The organism is Streptococcus sp. LYSM12 (assembly GCF_004569635.1).
In the GTDB taxonomy this organism is placed as follows: domain Bacteria; phylum Bacillota; class Bacilli; order Lactobacillales; family Streptococcaceae; genus Streptococcus.
The window spans coordinates 1-15,836 of record NZ_SPOZ01000015.1 but is presented as its reverse complement, the minus strand read 5'-3'; the positions used below and the strand labels follow the sequence as shown (position 1 = coordinate 15,836).

Annotated in this window: 19 protein-coding genes; 5 read left to right on the top strand and 14 right to left on the bottom strand. The window is 41.4% G+C overall.

The genetic code is table 11. The annotated features are described in order from the left end of the window. Positions 1–9 precede the first annotated feature (9 nt). A complete protein-coding gene (locus tag E4T79_RS06085; protein WP_135028665.1) occupies positions 10–420 on the top strand; it encodes a VOC family protein in 411 nt (136 codons plus the stop codon). Positions 421–1,021: 601 nt separating this feature from the next. Here the strand turns inward: E4T79_RS06085 and E4T79_RS06075 are convergent. The 10 genes from E4T79_RS06075 to tmk all read right to left on the bottom strand — a co-directional run bounded on the left by E4T79_RS06075 (position 1,022) and on the right by tmk (position 8,437). After that, positions 1,022–1,381: an arsenate reductase family protein gene (locus E4T79_RS06075; RefSeq protein ID WP_135028661.1), complete on the bottom strand. Its 360-nt coding sequence runs from the start codon at positions 1,379–1,381 to the stop codon at positions 1,022–1,024. Further along, a complete protein-coding gene (locus tag E4T79_RS06070) occupies positions 1,365–1,877 on the bottom strand; it encodes a methylated-DNA--[protein]-cysteine S-methyltransferase (RefSeq protein ID WP_135028659.1) in 513 nt (170 codons plus the stop codon). Before E4T79_RS06070 ends, E4T79_RS06075 begins: the two co-directional genes overlap by 17 nt. Further along, on the bottom strand, positions 1,864–2,067 hold the full coding sequence (locus tag E4T79_RS06065; protein WP_135028657.1) for a DUF6440 family protein: 204 nt from the start codon (positions 2,065–2,067) through the stop codon (positions 1,864–1,866). The genes E4T79_RS06070 and E4T79_RS06065 overlap by 14 nt, the downstream gene beginning before the upstream one ends. 2 nt (positions 2,068–2,069) lie before the next feature. After that, complete coding sequence (locus E4T79_RS06060) at positions 2,070–3,251, bottom strand: 3-phosphoglycerate dehydrogenase family protein (protein ID WP_135028655.1); 1,182 nt, start codon at positions 3,249–3,251, stop codon at positions 2,070–2,072. Between the two features lie 56 nt (positions 3,252–3,307). After that, the gene (locus E4T79_RS06055) at positions 3,308–3,868 is read right to left on the bottom strand and encodes a GNAT family N-acetyltransferase (RefSeq protein WP_135028653.1); all 561 of its coding nucleotides are present in this window, start codon (positions 3,866–3,868) and stop codon (positions 3,308–3,310) included. Then, entirely contained in the window at positions 3,868–4,959 is a 1,092-nt protein-coding gene (gene serC / locus E4T79_RS06050) for a 3-phosphoserine/phosphohydroxythreonine transaminase (RefSeq protein WP_135028713.1), read from the bottom strand. The genes E4T79_RS06055 and serC overlap by 1 nt, the downstream gene beginning before the upstream one ends. A 746-nt stretch (positions 4,960–5,705) precedes the next feature. Then, on the bottom strand, positions 5,706–6,572 hold the full coding sequence (gene rsmI, locus E4T79_RS06045) for a 16S rRNA (cytidine(1402)-2'-O)-methyltransferase (protein WP_135028651.1): 867 nt from the start codon (positions 6,570–6,572) through the stop codon (positions 5,706–5,708). Positions 6,573–6,574: 2 nt separating this feature from the next. Further along, on the bottom strand, positions 6,575–6,892 hold the full coding sequence (yabA, locus tag E4T79_RS06040; RefSeq protein ID WP_076995439.1) for a DNA replication initiation control protein YabA: 318 nt from the start codon (positions 6,890–6,892) through the stop codon (positions 6,575–6,577). A gap of 3 nt (positions 6,893–6,895) precedes the next feature. Continuing rightward, positions 6,896–7,801: a DNA polymerase III subunit delta' gene (locus tag E4T79_RS06035; RefSeq protein ID WP_135028648.1), complete on the bottom strand. Its 906-nt coding sequence runs from the start codon at positions 7,799–7,801 to the stop codon at positions 6,896–6,898. A gap of 3 nt (positions 7,802–7,804) precedes the next feature. Beyond that, positions 7,805–8,437 carry a dTMP kinase gene (tmk, locus tag E4T79_RS06030; RefSeq protein ID WP_135028646.1) on the bottom strand — a complete coding sequence of 211 codons (633 nt, stop codon included), beginning with the start codon at positions 8,435–8,437 and terminating at the stop codon, positions 7,805–7,807. Positions 8,438–8,928: 491 nt separating this feature from the next. Here tmk and E4T79_RS06025 point away from each other — a divergent pair, with 491 nt between their 5' ends. After that, positions 8,929–9,792, top strand: coding sequence for a YitT family protein (locus E4T79_RS06025; RefSeq protein ID WP_135028644.1), 864 nt, complete (start codon positions 8,929–8,931; stop codon positions 9,790–9,792). A gap of 519 nt (positions 9,793–10,311) precedes the next feature. Here E4T79_RS06025 and E4T79_RS06020 read toward each other — a convergent pair. From E4T79_RS06020 to E4T79_RS06010, 4 genes are all read right to left on the bottom strand, one after another. After that, a complete protein-coding gene (locus E4T79_RS06020) occupies positions 10,312–10,968 on the bottom strand; it encodes a CBS domain-containing protein (protein WP_135028642.1) in 657 nt (218 codons plus the stop codon). Positions 10,969–11,566: 598 nt separating this feature from the next. Next, positions 11,567–12,262: a Bax inhibitor-1/YccA family protein gene (locus E4T79_RS06015; protein ID WP_135028640.1), complete on the bottom strand. Its 696-nt coding sequence runs from the start codon at positions 12,260–12,262 to the stop codon at positions 11,567–11,569. A 56-nt stretch (positions 12,263–12,318) separates the two neighbouring features. Continuing rightward, the gene (locus tag E4T79_RS11045; RefSeq protein ID WP_167752635.1) at positions 12,319–12,462 is read right to left on the bottom strand and encodes a hypothetical protein; all 144 of its coding nucleotides are present in this window, start codon (positions 12,460–12,462) and stop codon (positions 12,319–12,321) included. Positions 12,463–12,735: 273 nt separating this feature from the next. Beyond that, positions 12,736–13,476 carry an RNA methyltransferase gene (locus tag E4T79_RS06010; RefSeq protein ID WP_135028638.1) on the bottom strand — a complete coding sequence of 247 codons (741 nt, stop codon included), beginning with the start codon at positions 13,474–13,476 and terminating at the stop codon, positions 12,736–12,738. A gap of 71 nt (positions 13,477–13,547) precedes the next feature. Here E4T79_RS06010 and E4T79_RS06005 point away from each other — a divergent pair, with 71 nt between their 5' ends. The 3 genes from E4T79_RS06005 to E4T79_RS05995 all read left to right on the top strand — a co-directional run. Continuing rightward, a complete protein-coding gene (locus tag E4T79_RS06005) occupies positions 13,548–13,832 on the top strand; it encodes an acylphosphatase (RefSeq protein WP_135028636.1) in 285 nt (94 codons plus the stop codon). 65 nt (positions 13,833–13,897) lie between these two features. After that, positions 13,898–14,815 carry a membrane protein insertase YidC gene (gene yidC / locus E4T79_RS06000; RefSeq protein ID WP_135028634.1) on the top strand — a complete coding sequence of 306 codons (918 nt, stop codon included), beginning with the start codon at positions 13,898–13,900 and terminating at the stop codon, positions 14,813–14,815. A 705-nt stretch (positions 14,816–15,520) separates the two neighbouring features. Beyond that, on the top strand, positions 15,521–15,836 hold a 316-nt coding region (locus E4T79_RS05995), incomplete at its 3' end, for an IS630 transposase-related protein (RefSeq protein ID WP_135028632.1).

Here is a 15,836-nt window from a genome sequence, read left to right as displayed (position 1 = left end):
GGAGAAAAAATGATTACAAAATCAACTACTATGCTCTATGTAGCAGATACCACAGCTACGATGAAATTTTGGACAGAAAAAGTCGGCTTTGTCCTCTTGGCAACAGCCGACTACGGCGAGGCTATTTCCTATGAAATCGCGCCGTCAACCGATTCTGCAACCAAATTTGGACTTCATCAAAAGGACTGGGTCGCCGCCAACAGCCCTGGTGTGAATACCGGTTTTCCAAGCCTTTTGTTTGAAACAGAAAATTTGGAAGCCGAACATCAACGCCTAACTCAGGCAGGTGTTGTCACCAACCCGATTATGGAATACCAAGGCATGGTGCATTTTACCTTTGTGGATAATGAGGGAAATTACATCGCAGTAAGAGAAACAGGCTCAAAAAATAGACGCCGATATTCTAGCTTTAAAGGCTGAGACATAAGTCCCAGCTTTCTAACTTTATGAACCGAATGACGTTGACGCAGTGGTTGCTTGCTCCAATGGCTATCCTGCCCTTGAAGGTGGGCTGAGACGGTCTGGGAATAGACCGTTTCAGCCCAAAGCTAGAATTTAGGAAATAAGGAAAAACCAACTCTTTTTTAACCTATCGCGTTCTTTCCCACTCCCTCCCCGAACTAAAAACGATAAAGTGAGTTTTATAGTCATTTCGTTTATCCTTTATTACTTCGTTCACTCGCTTTGCCCTACTCTAGTACAACCTGCGACTCGTTGCCTAGTAGTAAAAGCAAACAAAAAAACTATATCAGGGAAAGCAAGGGAGCAAGAAAGAACTCAATCGATAGAAAAAGCCACAGATGTCCCAGTTTTTACTGGTTACAACTGTGGCTATCTTTTGGTTCCAATCTCATAGATTGCAAGACAAACTGCTTCGATTACTTTGTGGTAGCTAGCTGGCTACTCTTTGCTTTTTTCATTAGTGACTAGCCTAGCCAGCCTCGCAAGAGGCTCACTACGAAGTAGCTTGCAGCTTCCGTTCGGCAGCCCATTTTTTACATTTTCTTAACGTTTTCACATCTTAATTGAACGCGCCCAATTCCTTATACTTTGTACGATAGCCAATCTGCAAGATCTTACCGTCTTGAATGAGCAAGGGACGCTTGATTAGCATACCATCACTAGCGAGCAAATCCAAGGCTTGCTCCACTGTCAACTTGTCAAACTTATCTTTTAAACCAAGCGCGCGATAGCTATTGCCGGAGGTATTGAAATATTTCTTGAGTTCAAACCCCGTAGCTTCCATCCATTCTTTCAACTGGTCAGCTTTTGGTGGAGCTATCTTAATGTCAATCGCTTCAAATTTAAGACCTAGAGCTTGCAATTCAGCCTTGGCTGCTCGGCAAGTCGAACATTTTGGATATTCATAAAATAGTAACATCGTACTCCTCTTTCTTCATTGATGATTCATGCGCTAATAACCAGCGCTTTTTTTCTAGCCCACCTGCGTAGCCTGTCAACTGTCCCTGACTCCCCACCACTCGGTGACAGGGAATTAAAATAGAAATCGGATTTTTTCCGACTGCACCACCAACTGCCTGCCCAGATGCAATTCCTAACCGCTGTGCTATTTGCCCATAGGTCAAGGTCTGCCCATAAGGAATCTCCTGCAAAATCTGCCAGACAGCTTTCTGAAAAGGAGTTGCAGAAACATCTATCGGCAGGGTAGATAAATCAACGGCACAACCAGAAAAATACGTATCCAGCAAGGCCATCGTCTGCCTAAGGACGGGATGATCTGCTAGCATCGGTACATCTGTCACACCCCGCTCAAAATATTTCTGGTCTTCAAACCAAATTCCTCGCAGTCCTTTGGGAGTCGCAATCAGGGATAGGGAACCTATGGGGGACAGATAGAGAGATTTATAATAGACCATCTTTAAACTTCTTGTTGATATTTGGCTTTCCTTCTGGATTGAACAAAGGGCGCAACTCGCTGTTCCCTAAGCGAAGATACTCGACACCTGTCTCCTTATCAACCCAAAGCTCTGTGACAAAATTGATTCGAAAAATGTTAAAACGTTCGTTTAATTCTTTCACATAGTCTTTTCTTTCTTTTTTATCCATGCTTATTGCCTACTTTCAATAATACGCACTTTAATAATATTTTCATCACTCTCAAATTGTTCTGCTAGAGCCTTAATTTTTTCCTTATCTACTTCATCCAAATCCAGCATCGTATAGGCATAATCACCTTTTGAGCGGTTGAGGATATTGTTGATATTGATATTAAGATTGGAAACTGCTGTGGAAATCTTTGCCACCATATTTGGCACATTTTTGTTAATCAAGGTAATACGATATGGACTTGAAAGTGACTGATGCATATTGGGGAAATTGACTGAATTCGTAATCTCACCTGTTTCCATAAAGCGACGAATAGTCTGACCTGCAGCAATAGCGCAGTTCAATTCTGCTTCCTCGGTCGATCCACCAACATGTGGAAAGACTGTAATATGTGGCTTATTGAGTAAGTCTTCTGTCCCAAAATCTGTCACATAGTGAGCGATGACTCCTGTTGCAATCGCATCAAATAAATCTGGGTGGTTGACCAATTCACCGCGTGCGAAATTGATAATGGTAGTCCCTTTTTTCATCATGGAAAAGGTCTTCGTATGAAACAATTCTCGGGTAGCATCATTTAGTGGTACATGAACCGTGATGTAGTCTGACTGTGTGAAAATCTCTTTCACATCATTAACCCTCTTGACGTGGCTCGAAATACTCCAAGCTGTTTCGACAGATACATACGGATCATAGCCCAAGACATTCATTCCCAAGCGACGGGCATCATTCGCAACCCTTGCGCCAATCGCACCAAGTCCAATCACACCGAGGGTTTTACCTCTAATCTCTGTCCCTGCGAATTGTTTTTTTCCTGCCTCGATTTGCTCGGGTACATCATCACCGGATAAGGTATTACTCCAAGCAGTAGCCTTGATATAATTGCGAGCAGATAGTAGGATAGAAGCCAACACCGCTTCTTTTACCGCATTAGCATTAGCACCTGGCGTGTTAAAAACGACAATTCCTTGAGCGGTTGCTTCTTCAATCGGAATGTTATTCGTCCCCGCTCCTGCTCGAGCAATGGCTTTCAGATTTTCTGGAAAAGTAAAACCGTACAAATTCTCAGAGCGAATGATAAAAGCATCTGGATTCGCTGCCTGGTCTCCGTCAATTTGGAATGTATTTCCTAATTCTTTCAAGCCAACCTGGTTGATATTATTAAAAGTTCGTACACTAAATACCATTTTATTTCCTAAAAGGGAGCGGCCTTGACCCATTCCCTCCTCTTTCTATTCTTCATTTAATCGTTTTTACCAAGCAACCAACGGTCATCTTCAGCAATTTCTTGATAAAGGCTGGTTTCCCGCTTGTTTTTTATCTTCTGATAAGCCCATCGCTCTCCGTCAATCGGTACTTTTCCACAATAGATAAAGCCCAATTTTTCCAAGATATGTTGCATCGCTAGATTCTTTTCATGGGTATCACAGCGAAAATCTGGACCTTTTTGTCCCTCAATCAAGCCCTGTAAAAAGGTCTGGACCAGTTGCTGACCACGAAACTTTTGAGCAACAGCTATGCGATGAAAAGTAGTGTAAAGAAAATTGTTGTGCTGCCATTTGCCGTCATAAACCTCATTGTAGGCTGGTTCATTACCAATTTGGACAGCTGCATAGGCTGCCACCTGCCCCTCAACAATAGCAACATAAGCACGTCCCGATAAGATATCCTCAAAGACATCTTCTTGACTTGGATAGACACCCTGCCACTGGTCACTACCTGATTGAGCTAAAAAAACACGGGCTTCTTCAAAAATTTGACAAATCGCAATCACTTCATTGGGATGAGCAAGCCGAATTTCCATTAAGCATTCTCCTCTTCAAATTTCTTCATAAAGGCAATCAAATCAACTACTCCCTGACGTGGAAAGGCATTGTAAAGACTAGCTCGCATACCACCTACTGAGCGGTGCCCCTTGATATTTTGAAAACCTGCTGCTGTCGCTTCCTTGACGAATTTTGCATCCAGTTCTGGATTGGGCGATACAAAGGGAATATTAGCTATAGATCGTTCTTCCACCTTACGGACTGGGTTCTTATAAAAATTAGACTGGTCAATGTAATCATACAAGAGGCCTGATTTTTCACGGTTGAGCTTTTCCATTTCATCAACCCCACCCATTTTCTTAACCCATTCAAAGACCAATTTAGCAATGTAAATAGCATAAGCCGGAGGTGTATTATAAAGCGATTCATTAGCTGCTTGAATACGGTAGTCTAACATACTAGACAAAACTGGTTCATCATTCAAGAAATCTTCCCGAACAATGACGACCGTCACACCAGCAGGACCGATATTTTTCTGGGCACCCGCATAAATCATGGCAAAGTCTTCCACATTGTAACGAGCCGCTAAAATATTAGAAGACATGTCTGCAATGATAGGGACCCCATTCGTATCTGGAATGGTGTAAACCGCTGTTCCCTCAATAGTATTATTGGTCGTCAAGTGGACATAGGCCGCCTCTGGATCAATCACATTCTTATCAAAACTTGGCAATTCTGCATAGATAATGTCCTCAGTCGAACCCAATAAAATTGGTTCAAAGGCCATTGTTTTGGAAAGTTTAACAGCCTCCGTATAGGCCTTTTTCCCCCACGAACCACCTGCTAGATAGTAGGCTTTCTTCCCCCGCGCAAAATTGAGGGGAATCATGGTAAATTCAAGAGAAGCTCCACCTTGCAAAAATAACACTTTATAGTTATCTGGAATGGCCATTAGCTCGCGCAGGGTCGCCTCAGCACCTTTTATAATTTCATCAAATTCTTTGGAGCGATGCGACATCTCTAATACGCTCATACCTGAGCCATTATAATCCAGAAATTCAGCCTGAGCTTTTTCTAAAACAGATGTTGGCAATACTGCAGGACCTGCAGAAAAATTATAGATTGTCATCATAACCCTCCAATTAAAATGATTTTGCTTATTATATCACAAATGTTCAGACAATTCTATATTTTTAACTTAATCTATACGATATCCGCAGGCAGAGAATATGCATCAGCTTTTTTCCAGCTATAGACCTTTTTTCAAAATAATCCAACTAAGTAGAAATCTTCCTAAAGCTTAGAAAGTATCCTCTACTTTTGGAAATATAGTCTTTTCGTTTACTTTTAGTATAGCCGTTTCGTTTATTTTTAGTACTAGGCAACGAGTCGCAGGTAGTTGAAATAGTTGATAACTATTTCAAGTGACAGATAAGAAAAGTGTAACTTTTCTCAATGGTACAGCAAGACGAGTGAACGAAGGAATAAAAGGACTATAAAAATAGAAGTCTGCCGTGCAAACTCCTATAACATCGTTTAAGGTTGAGATGTAGAATGCATCGTTTCAGACACTTTATCACAGCAGCAAGTCCCGCTTAGGACTTGCTCCGCTCATCAAGTGAAGTTTTTTAGCAGGACTTTATCGCTTCCTTACGATAAGTGTCTACATTCTGATATAGTCTTTTAGTTTACTTTTAGTACTAGGCAACGAGCTGCAGGCTGTACTGGAGTACGGCAAAGCGAGGTGACGAAGTAATAAAAGAGAAACGAAAGGACTATATGGCTGAAAAGTAGAAGAAGCTGGTGAATTCATTGCCCCAGCCCTAGACCTATACAGAACCTGGAGCCAGTTGCTCCAACATCATAATCTCTGTATCATTCCCCTAGTCCATGATACACATCATATACTTCTTGTTTTTTGAGTTGGTAACGTTTGGCTACTTCTTTAATCGCCTGATTAGGCTTAAAACCTGTAGCGATTAAGGCAGCTACTTCTTCTACCAAGTCCACCTCGTCAGCTTGATTTGTCCCCTTTCCAGCATAACCTGACACAATTATCAAGCATTCACCCTTTAGGGGATTGTCAGCGATAAAAGTCAGGAGTTCACTGATTTGTCCGCGCTGGTATTCTTCATACAGTTTTGTCAATTCACGAACAACCACCACCGATCGATCTCCATAAACCACCTGCATATTTTCCAGAGTTGCTTTGACCCGATGCGGTGATTCATAGAAAATCTGTGTTTCGGGATAATTCTTTTTCTCTTCAAAAAAGGCTTTTTGTTGCCCTGATTTCCGCGGCAAAAAGCCATAAAAAATATGTGGTTGCGGTGCTAAGCCTGAAGCAATCAAACCTGTAATTCCTGCAGAAGCGCCCGGCAAGGCAACCACTGGAATATTTTCCGCAATCGCAGCCCTCACCAAGTCATGTCCAGGATCTGATATACTTGGAAGTCCTGCATCTGAAACTTGGGCAATGGACTGACCCGAACAGAGCAAATCTAGTAGATAGGGAATTTTTTCATGGGCATTATGCTCATGAAAGGATGTCTGACGCGTTTCAATCTCAAAATGCTTGAGCAAAAGACCCGTATTGCGTGTATCTTCTGCTGCAATGACAGCCACTGCTTTTAGGGTATCAATAGCTCGAAAGGTCATATCCTGAAGATTGCCAATCGGGGTCGGGACTAAATACAGGGTGCCGTAGGGTAACGAATGTTTAACTGATTTTTGAATCTGCATGACTACTCTCTATTCAATAACTCCAAACAAAACATACACGGCTCATCATTGTCCCTGCGTTGTCCATAAGAAAAAGTGCAGATATGAAAGCCATCTTCATAAATATTTTCCAAATTTTCTTTTCCGAAATTTGCCGTCCTACTCTGTTCTCGATCATCTTTTTCCAAGCGCTCCCGTAGTTTGGAATTTTCTAAACGTAAATCGGTATTTTCTTCAATCACACCGCGCAAGTGTTTCTTGATAGCCTCTACTTCTGCCAGAGTGACGAGCAAGTTTTGAGAAAAACCATCTAAGGCATCAAAAATCTCCTTCTTATCCATTCTCTATCCTTTCACTTGTTTTTCTGTTGATAACAACCAGTATTCTAAAGCATTTTGCAGGCTAACATTCCCCTGCCACTGTAGATAAGCGAACTGTAAATTCTCTAAATAGATCAAAACAATCGGCTCTGTCATCCGCTCTGCCAGTAACAATGTGAGCAAATGAAACAAGCGCACTTGATCTGACTTTTCATCTACCAAACGAACCAGACTTCCTACCTGTAAGTAGGCCTTATCGGGCTGTTTTACCAACACATCAATCCACTTTTTCGCAACCAGCATCAATTCTAAAAAGGATTTCTGGCTGGCTAATTGTTTGGCTTCTTCAATACTTGCAACGAGACGGGCAATCAGTCTGGCCTGCGTTTTTAACACCCCCTCTTCTTCCAACAATCGCTCCAAAACGAGCAGATTTTTAGGAAAGGGAACAATCTGAACCCGACTTTTAATCGTTGCCAGTACTGCGTGTTCCTGATTGGTCAATAAAAAAATTCGAATATCACTCTGCGGTTCTTCCATGACTTTTAACAGAGAATTAGCCGCGTTGGGATGCATCTTCTCCGCATCACGAATGATAAAGACTTGCTGATTCGATTCAAAACCAGACTGAGAAAACTGCTTGACCAAGTCGCGAATCGTTTCCGTCTTAATAGTATTTCCTTGAGGGCTAATAATGCTCACATCAGTAAATTCACCCCGCTCAATCAAACGACACGAGCGACATTGTCCACAAGGGATTTCTGCTATCTTATCTTCACAAAAAATCGCTTGACTGAGAAAGATAGCCATTTCAAAGCTAGCAAAATCACCCGAAAAAAGATAGGCATGTGCCAAGCGTCCTTGTTGCAAAATGACTTGAAAAGACTGATAAATCTGGGGCTGTAGAGCCTGTAATTCTTCTTTTTTCATATGTTATTTAAAAAAGCGGTCATAGATGACAGTAAAGGCTGCCTCTACCACTTCCTCCAAGGGCTTAGATGCATCGATTTTTACGACACGTTCTGTTTCCTTATCCAAAATCGCCAGATAGCCTGTTCTCACACGTTCGTGCATGTCTAGGGTTTCCATATCAAGCCTATCGACATCCCGATTCGCATTGCGAGAAATCCGTGCCAACCCCTCTTTCACATCAATATCAAAATAAAGTGTCAAATCTGGCTTCAGTCCGTCTGTTGCATACTGGTTTAGCCAATGAACCGCCTCAATATCTAATCCCCTACCAAAACCTTGGTAGGCAACAGAGGAGTCAATAAAACGATCAACCAGGAGTAGCTGTCCGCTTGCTAAGGCTGGTAGAATCCTTTCTTTCAAATGCTGACGCCGTGCAGCAATATAGAGCAGTAACTCTGTCTTATCATCCATGGCTGTGTTTTGAGGATTTAAGATGACAGATCGGATATCTTCTGCAATCGCAACCCCTCCTGGCTCACGAGTCGTTGTGACCTGCTTTCCTAGCACTTCCAAGCGCGGGACTAATTGTTGTAGAACTGTCGTCTTTCCTGCACCATCTGGTCCTTCCAATGTGATAAATATTCCTTGTGTCATACGAATCCCCTATACTATCGATACTCTTTGAAATTCACCTAATACTCGTTAAAAAGCAGTTCTTTCCGTCCTTAATGAACCTTGCTGAACGCTCAGTCGCTGAGACAAAAGCACTGTTTTCCTGAAATTTTATAACATACATAGTTTGATCAACTATCAAATCGTCAAGAAAGTGACAACTGATACCCAACCCCAAAAACTAGCAAATGAAAACAGTCATGAACCTAGACATAAAGCTAACAAGGCAGACCTTGTCATCACGATTTTAGCTCTACTTCCTATTCATAAGCTTGAAATACTGGTCAACTGTTCCAACTATCTACGATTTCGCTGTCTATTCAGACCTTAATTTTTATAGAGTACGATTCTTTTGCGTAAGTGTATTTCATTTTATTCTACCAAAAAAATAGCGAAAAAGCACTTTTTATTTGTATTGTATATCCCTTTTAAATCTGGTAGAATGGGAATAGGTAAACTGGAAGGAGCAGAGGATGCTACGATTTAAGAATCTCTTTTTTATTATACTGGGTGCTGGACTTTTTTCTTTTGGACTCAACTACTTGATTATCCCAAACCATCTCTATGAAGGTGGTGCAACAGGGATCAATCTCATTATCTATTATCTATTCCGTATTCAACCATGGATAATGAATATCCTCATCAATATTCCTCTCTTCATCCTTGGTTGGAAAATTTTAGGGAAACGAACCCTCTACTATAGCATTTTGGGCACTATGGGGGTGACTGCTTGGTTGGCACTCTTTGAACGCATTCCTATTCATATTCCATTGGAGGGCGATTTGGTTCTAGTGTCTATTTTAGGAGGAATCCTTATGGGAGCAGGTCTCGGGATTATCTTCAAGGCTGGTGGTACAACGGGAGGAAGCGACATTCTTGCTCGCATTGGTCATAAATACACCTCTTTTACCATTGGACAAATCATTTTGGCTATCGATGTGCTCGTCTTGACCCTAACTATCTTGGTCTTTCATGATCTCCGTAATGTACTCTATACCTTGGTCATGGTTGCTATTGTCTCTCGTGTCATTGATTTTATCAGCGATGGAAACTATGGTAGCAAGGGGGTTATGATTGTTTCTGAGAAATCACACGAACTGGCCCAAGCTATTGATGAAACTATCGAACGCGGTATTACCCTTATCAAAGCTCAAGGCTTCTATAGCCGTAAAGAAATTGACATGGTTTACTCCGTCATCTACAAGAGTCAGCTACAAGAAATGAAAGATTTGATTCACCGTATCGATCCCCATGCCTTTATCACCATTACCGATGCCCACGAAGTATTAGGAGAAGGATTTACGCTGGACAGTAACAAACAACCCTTTGAAAAATAAACACAAAGCCATTCACAATCAAGTGTGAGTGGCTACTCTTTTTCTCTCTCAAAAAATCATTTAGCTATAAGGCAAGCAATTCAACATAAGGCAGTTGAAACAAAAATGCTGAACCTTATAGTCTTTTCCTTTGCTGTTATAGCCGTTTCGTTTATTTTTAGTACGAGGCAAGGAGTCGCAGGTAGTTGAAATAGTTGATAACTATTTCAAGTGACAGATAAGAAAAGTGTAACTTTTCTCAATGGTACAGCAAGACGAGTGAACGAAGTCATAAAAGATAAACGACATGACTGATAGTAGGTTTTCAAGTTTGACCAGCCTACCTCACCTTGCTGAACTTCAGTTCTACTTTCAGCTTATGTAAAAGGGAGCTAGCATTACTCCCCTTATCTCCAACTGCACACTCTCAATAGTAAAAGCTCGTCAGAGGTTGATTTTTACAGAATATTATCAACTCAACCCCAGGATAAAAGGGTAGGAACAATCAAAACTTTGACATCACTCCCTTGCCCTACTCTCTTATATTTTTTTAGTTTCAGTTGGCACCATGCTGTCCACTTTGATCCCTGCCTGCTCAAACGTTTCTGCGACCTGCTGGCTATCTACCTTGCCTTCAATCTGCACTTCAATCACCACGCGACCTGATCTATCTGCAATCTGAACGGTGCTGACAATATTGTAGCCCTGCTCTGAAATCAGTCTGATAATCTTTTCAAGTTCTCCAGCCTTATTTTCTACTAGGAAACGCACACGTACACCTGCCTCACCGTAACCAGATACATGTAGAAAAGCCGCAAAAACATCACGGTCTGTAATAACCCCTGCCATTTGATCATTGTCTACGACAGGTAAAATACCGACCTTATGTTTATACATCAAATAGACGGCATCTTCTAAACTTGCAAACTTGGATACCGTAATCACATCACGAATCATCACGTCACGAACCTTGGTTTTGTTCAACAGATAATTCATCTCGTAGATTGAAAGACTAGTCGCCTTTGATGGACTCGCTTCTGCAATCGTTCCCTCTGTGACAAGACCAACCAATCGATCATTTTCAATGACAGGTAAACGGTGAATCGCCTGCTCACGCATCAATTCAGCTGCATGCGCAATCGTCGTGTCAGGTGAAATATAAACAACCTTTCGCGTCATAAAATCTTTCACTGCCATGTACAATCCTCCTAGTTTCTTCTATAGGTCTAGTATACCACAAATTAGAAAACGATTTCAATTTTTATTAAAAAAATGAACGGTTTCTTTTACAAGAGGTAGGGCTCGTTAAAAACTCAACATAGGAAATGAATGACCCATTCAACAAATAGAAAAAGCTATCCCTAACAGAAGCCCAAATCCAACGATGTAGGCAACATTCCTAGCTATCTCATCATGCCGTAACAACGTTTACTCAATGAATCATCACATTGACTGTTTGAAATGAAAAGCAACAGTATCAACCTCTCTGACAGTCCTGTAAACTGTCGGAGAGTGAAAATAATCAGGAGCTGGGCTCATTCTCCTTATGGCACATTTGTCCGCACTGCCTTAAAAATATCCCCAAGGTACCTTTGACAATTTAGAAAAGTATGAATACTGGTACTTCTTTCATCTTTTTATAGTCATTTCGTTTATCTTTTATGACTTCGTTAACGCGCTTTGCCGTAGTCCAGTACAGCCTGCAACTCGTTGCCTAGTATTAAAAGTAAACAAAAGACTATACTACACAAAAGAAGACTGCACCAGGCAATCTTCTTATACACATTATACTCCCTTAGTCTCTCGAACCAAAGATACGCAAAAGACTCAAGAAAAGATTAACAAAGTCAAGGTAGAGAGACAAGGCCATTGAAACAACCCAACCTTGACCAACCTCTCCATTCGTCTCTTCAAAGACATAACGAATCCGTTGGTTGTCATAGGCAATCAAACCGGAAAAAATCAAGACCGAAATGATTGAAATGACAAAGCTCATGCCTGAGCTCGCTAAGAAGAGATTGATAAGACTTGCAATAATCACACCAAATAGGGCTGCATAGAGAGCCTGTCCCATAGCTGAAAGATTTTTCTTAGTTGTCAGACCAATCACAGCCATTACAACAAACATCAGGGTAGCTGATAGAAAGGCTGTTAGGACTGTCGTACCTGTATAGGCCAATAGTACGATACTAAATGTAAAACCATTCATGACAGAGTAAGCTAAAAACAGGGGGAAGGCCAACGGACTATTTTGAGCTGCCATACGAGAAGCTACAAAGACAAGTCCGATTTCAGCCAGCATGATAAGCCAGATGACAAATGAGCTTCCTAATAACAGACTTCTGGTAAAGGGCCAGAAAGCAGTCAGAGACAGATAAGCTACCAGAGCAGAAACTCCGATTCCTACTGCCACAAGACCATAAATTTTACCAAAGAAACGATTGATAGCGGTATTATCCACTTGATTGATAATATAGGGGTTCTGATTCATCTTAATCCTCCTCTAATGAATAACGATTGAATGAGTATGAAAACGGCGCTGCCACCCTATTGTTGTAAAAGGAATGTTGCTTCTGTCACCACCCAATACTTATCAACATAGGTCACAATCCCCGCTTCCTTTAGCACAGTAGTCATGCCAAACAGGTATTTGAAAATGAGCGTTTCTTCGACCTTTTTCAAATCAGTCAACTTTCCGCTCTTTTTTCTGCGAGCCGTAGAGGGCTCTTTTCAACTTGGTTCGGCTAAGCGTAACCAAACACACGAGCCTACTATAGGCCGTTGATATGGCAGTCTTATAGCTGGCTTAAAAGCCTCTAAACAAGTCAAATGATAATGATGAGGGATTTCCCTGAGCTTTTTGATTAAATGCCCGACATAGGTTATGTACTGTTCAATTTCCTATTATTAGATAATCATCTCGTCATTCTGTCTTCTATTATACCATAGTCTATAAATTCTGGCTTAAAGAAAGCTAAAGAGAAGAATGCCAGCTGCTACTGCAACATTCAAGCTCTCTGCCTGGCCTGGCATGCTGATGTGAACCAAGTCATCAGCATGATTTTTGACGAATGTTGAAATTCCCTGTCCCTCATTGCCCATGATAAGGGCAAATGAGCTTGCTAGATCAACTGCCTTATAATCTATAGATTTCTCAGATAAGGTTGTCGCTACTATCTGTACCCCATCATCTTTGAATTGGGTAAGAAGCTCTTTTATAGCAACGCGATAGACCGGTAAATGAAAATGGCTTCCCTGCATGGCACGCAGGGTTTTTAAACTATAGATATCTGCTGACTTATCTGAGAGAAAGACGGCATCATAGCCGGCTGCATCTGCTGTCCGAATCATGGTTCCAACGTTTCCTGGATCCTGGATATCTTCTAAAACGAGGTATTTCCCTCTAAACTGGTTCGGTATCCTAGTCTTTGGTAAAGTTAACTGAGCGACAATGCCTTGCGGAGTTTGACTATCCGCTAAGTCTTGCAAAATTTCCGGACTAACCACCGTCATAGGAATATCTCCCGCCACCCTTTCACAGTATTCCTCTAAAACAAAGATTTGCTCAATATCAGCTTTTGCCTGACAAGCCTCTTCAAACAAATGCCATCCCTCAATCAAGTAGGACTGCTTGCGGTATTTCTTTTGGTGTAATTTTCTTACTTCCTTTATCAGTCTATTAGACTTGGAACGAATAACTTCCATATCACTCTCCGTTTTCTTTCACTACCAACAATGATATAATAAAGTAAAGGTCTTGTCAAAAGGAGAAACATATGCAAAAAGTAAAAATGATTGCCTCTGGTCGGGTACAGGGAGTTGGCTTTCGCTGGTCCGTCCAATATCTGGCAGCAGAGATTGGGGACATCTATGGTCGGGTCTGGAATAACGAAGACGGAACTGTCTCCATTCTGGCCCAATCGGATAAGCCAGCCAAACTCAGCCAATTTATCCAAGAAATTCGTAAAGGCCCCTCTCGTATGGCCAAGGTCACCTATCTCGATGTGACCCTTGCAAACTTTGAAAACTTTCAGGACTTTCAAGTAAAACAATGGCATTAAAGACTTGTATATTTTCTCCAAAACAAGTAAAATAGAGTGTATCATGTAAAAAAGGAACTGAGAAAGTGAAAAAATCAAACCGTATTATATTGTCAGGACTTGTCCTATCTATGCTCTTCTTCCTATCTGGTTGTGTAAAGACCAAAAACGGGGTACCGACTGGGGAAGGCTGGGTCTACAAGCTCCTCGTTGAGCCGATGGGAAATGTTATTCAATTCTTTGCTGAAAACCAAGGTTTAGGTTTTGGAGTAGCCATTATCGTTGTAACCATTTGTGTTCGCTTGCTCATCTTGCCACTTGGTATTTATCAATCTTGGAAAGCGACCTATCAGTCTGAGAAAATGCAGTACCTCAAACCGATTCTTGGTCCTATTCAAGAGCGAATGAAAAATGCTAGTTCGCAAGAGGAACAATTGGCTGCCCAACAAGAATTGTTTGCCACTCAAAAAGAATACGGTGTCAGCATGTTTGGTGGAATGGGCTGTCTCCCACTACTCATCCAAATGCCATTCTTCTCAGCACTCTTTTATGCAGCCCGCTATACAGAAGGAATTGCAGATGCTAGCTTCATGGGAATTGCTCTTGGAAAATCAAGCCTTATTCTTACAGCGGTAGCTGGTATCCTCTATTTCTTCCAATCACTTCTCATGCAGGTCGGCATGGAAGAAGAACAAAAAAATCAGATGAAATCGATGATGCTAATGAACCCGCTTATGATCATCTTCTTCTCATGGAGCTCCCCAGCTGGTGTAACTCTCTACTGGGTGGTCGGTGGACTTATCGGAATCATTCAACAGGGCATCACCAACTTCTTCCTTAAACCAAAACTTCGCAGACAAATTGCAGAGGAATTTGAACAAAATCCTCCAAAACCACTCCATACAAGTAGTCGTGCCAAAGATATCACACCTACAATGGATACTGCGATTACATCATCATCGGAAAAGAAAAACCGCAACGCCGGTAAGCAACGTTCACGATAGAACAGCTACCTCTAGAGCATAATATGAAAACTTGGTGCCACCATTAGTACCAAGTTTTTTTGTGATATTATAGTCCTTCAGTTTATTTTACTTTGCCTACTCTAGTTACAGTCTGCAACTCCTTGCCTAGTGCTATAGTCATTTCGTTTATATTTTTATTACTTCGTTACCTCGCTTTGCCGTACTCCAGTACAGCCTGCAGCTCCTTGCCTAGTACTAAAACGGCTATAAAAGCAAACTAAAAGTCTATCTATTCTAGTCTAAATCGTTAGCTCACCTTGCTGAATATCCCTCTTCTACCTGCAGTTTAGAGGAAACTAGCCTGCTATTCCTAGACAAAAAGCCCAGCTCCACCTCCCAGAGTTTGTATCAACAGCCCAGTTCAGTGATTGAGTGCTTCGCGAATAATGCCGTTGAAAGTTAGAAATAAAAGGTTGTTCTTTTTGCTTCAAGGAAACAGTCTATTCCCAGACGACGACTATTTCAGGCCGAACCTAGAATGTAAGAAGTGAGGAAAAAACCGAGCTCTTTTTCTACCTATCAACTTCTTTCCTACTCCCCTAGTCAGAAGTTGATGTTTATATAGTCATTTCGTTTATATTTTTAATACTTCATTAACTCGCTTTGCCGTACTCCAGTACAGCTTGCAGTTCGTTGCCTAGTATACTCCTTTAGTTTATAAACAGTATATGGTATAGTAGTTATATGGCATATGATTTAGATTTTAGGAACCGAGTATTAGAATACGTAACTGCTGGTCACAGCAAAAAAGAAACCTGTGCGCTTTTTGGCATTAGCACAAACACACTTTACGTTTGGGAAAAACAACTTTCAGAACAAGGGCATCTAGAGCGGAAAAAACGTGTTGCTAAGTCTCGCAAAATTCCCTTAGAACAGTTGGAAGCCTATGTTCAACAGCACCCAGATGCTTTTTTACGAGAACTAGCAGAACATTTCAACTGTCGTATCTCCTCTGTTTGGGCAGCCCTCAAACAGCTCGCTATCACTTTAAAAAAAGACG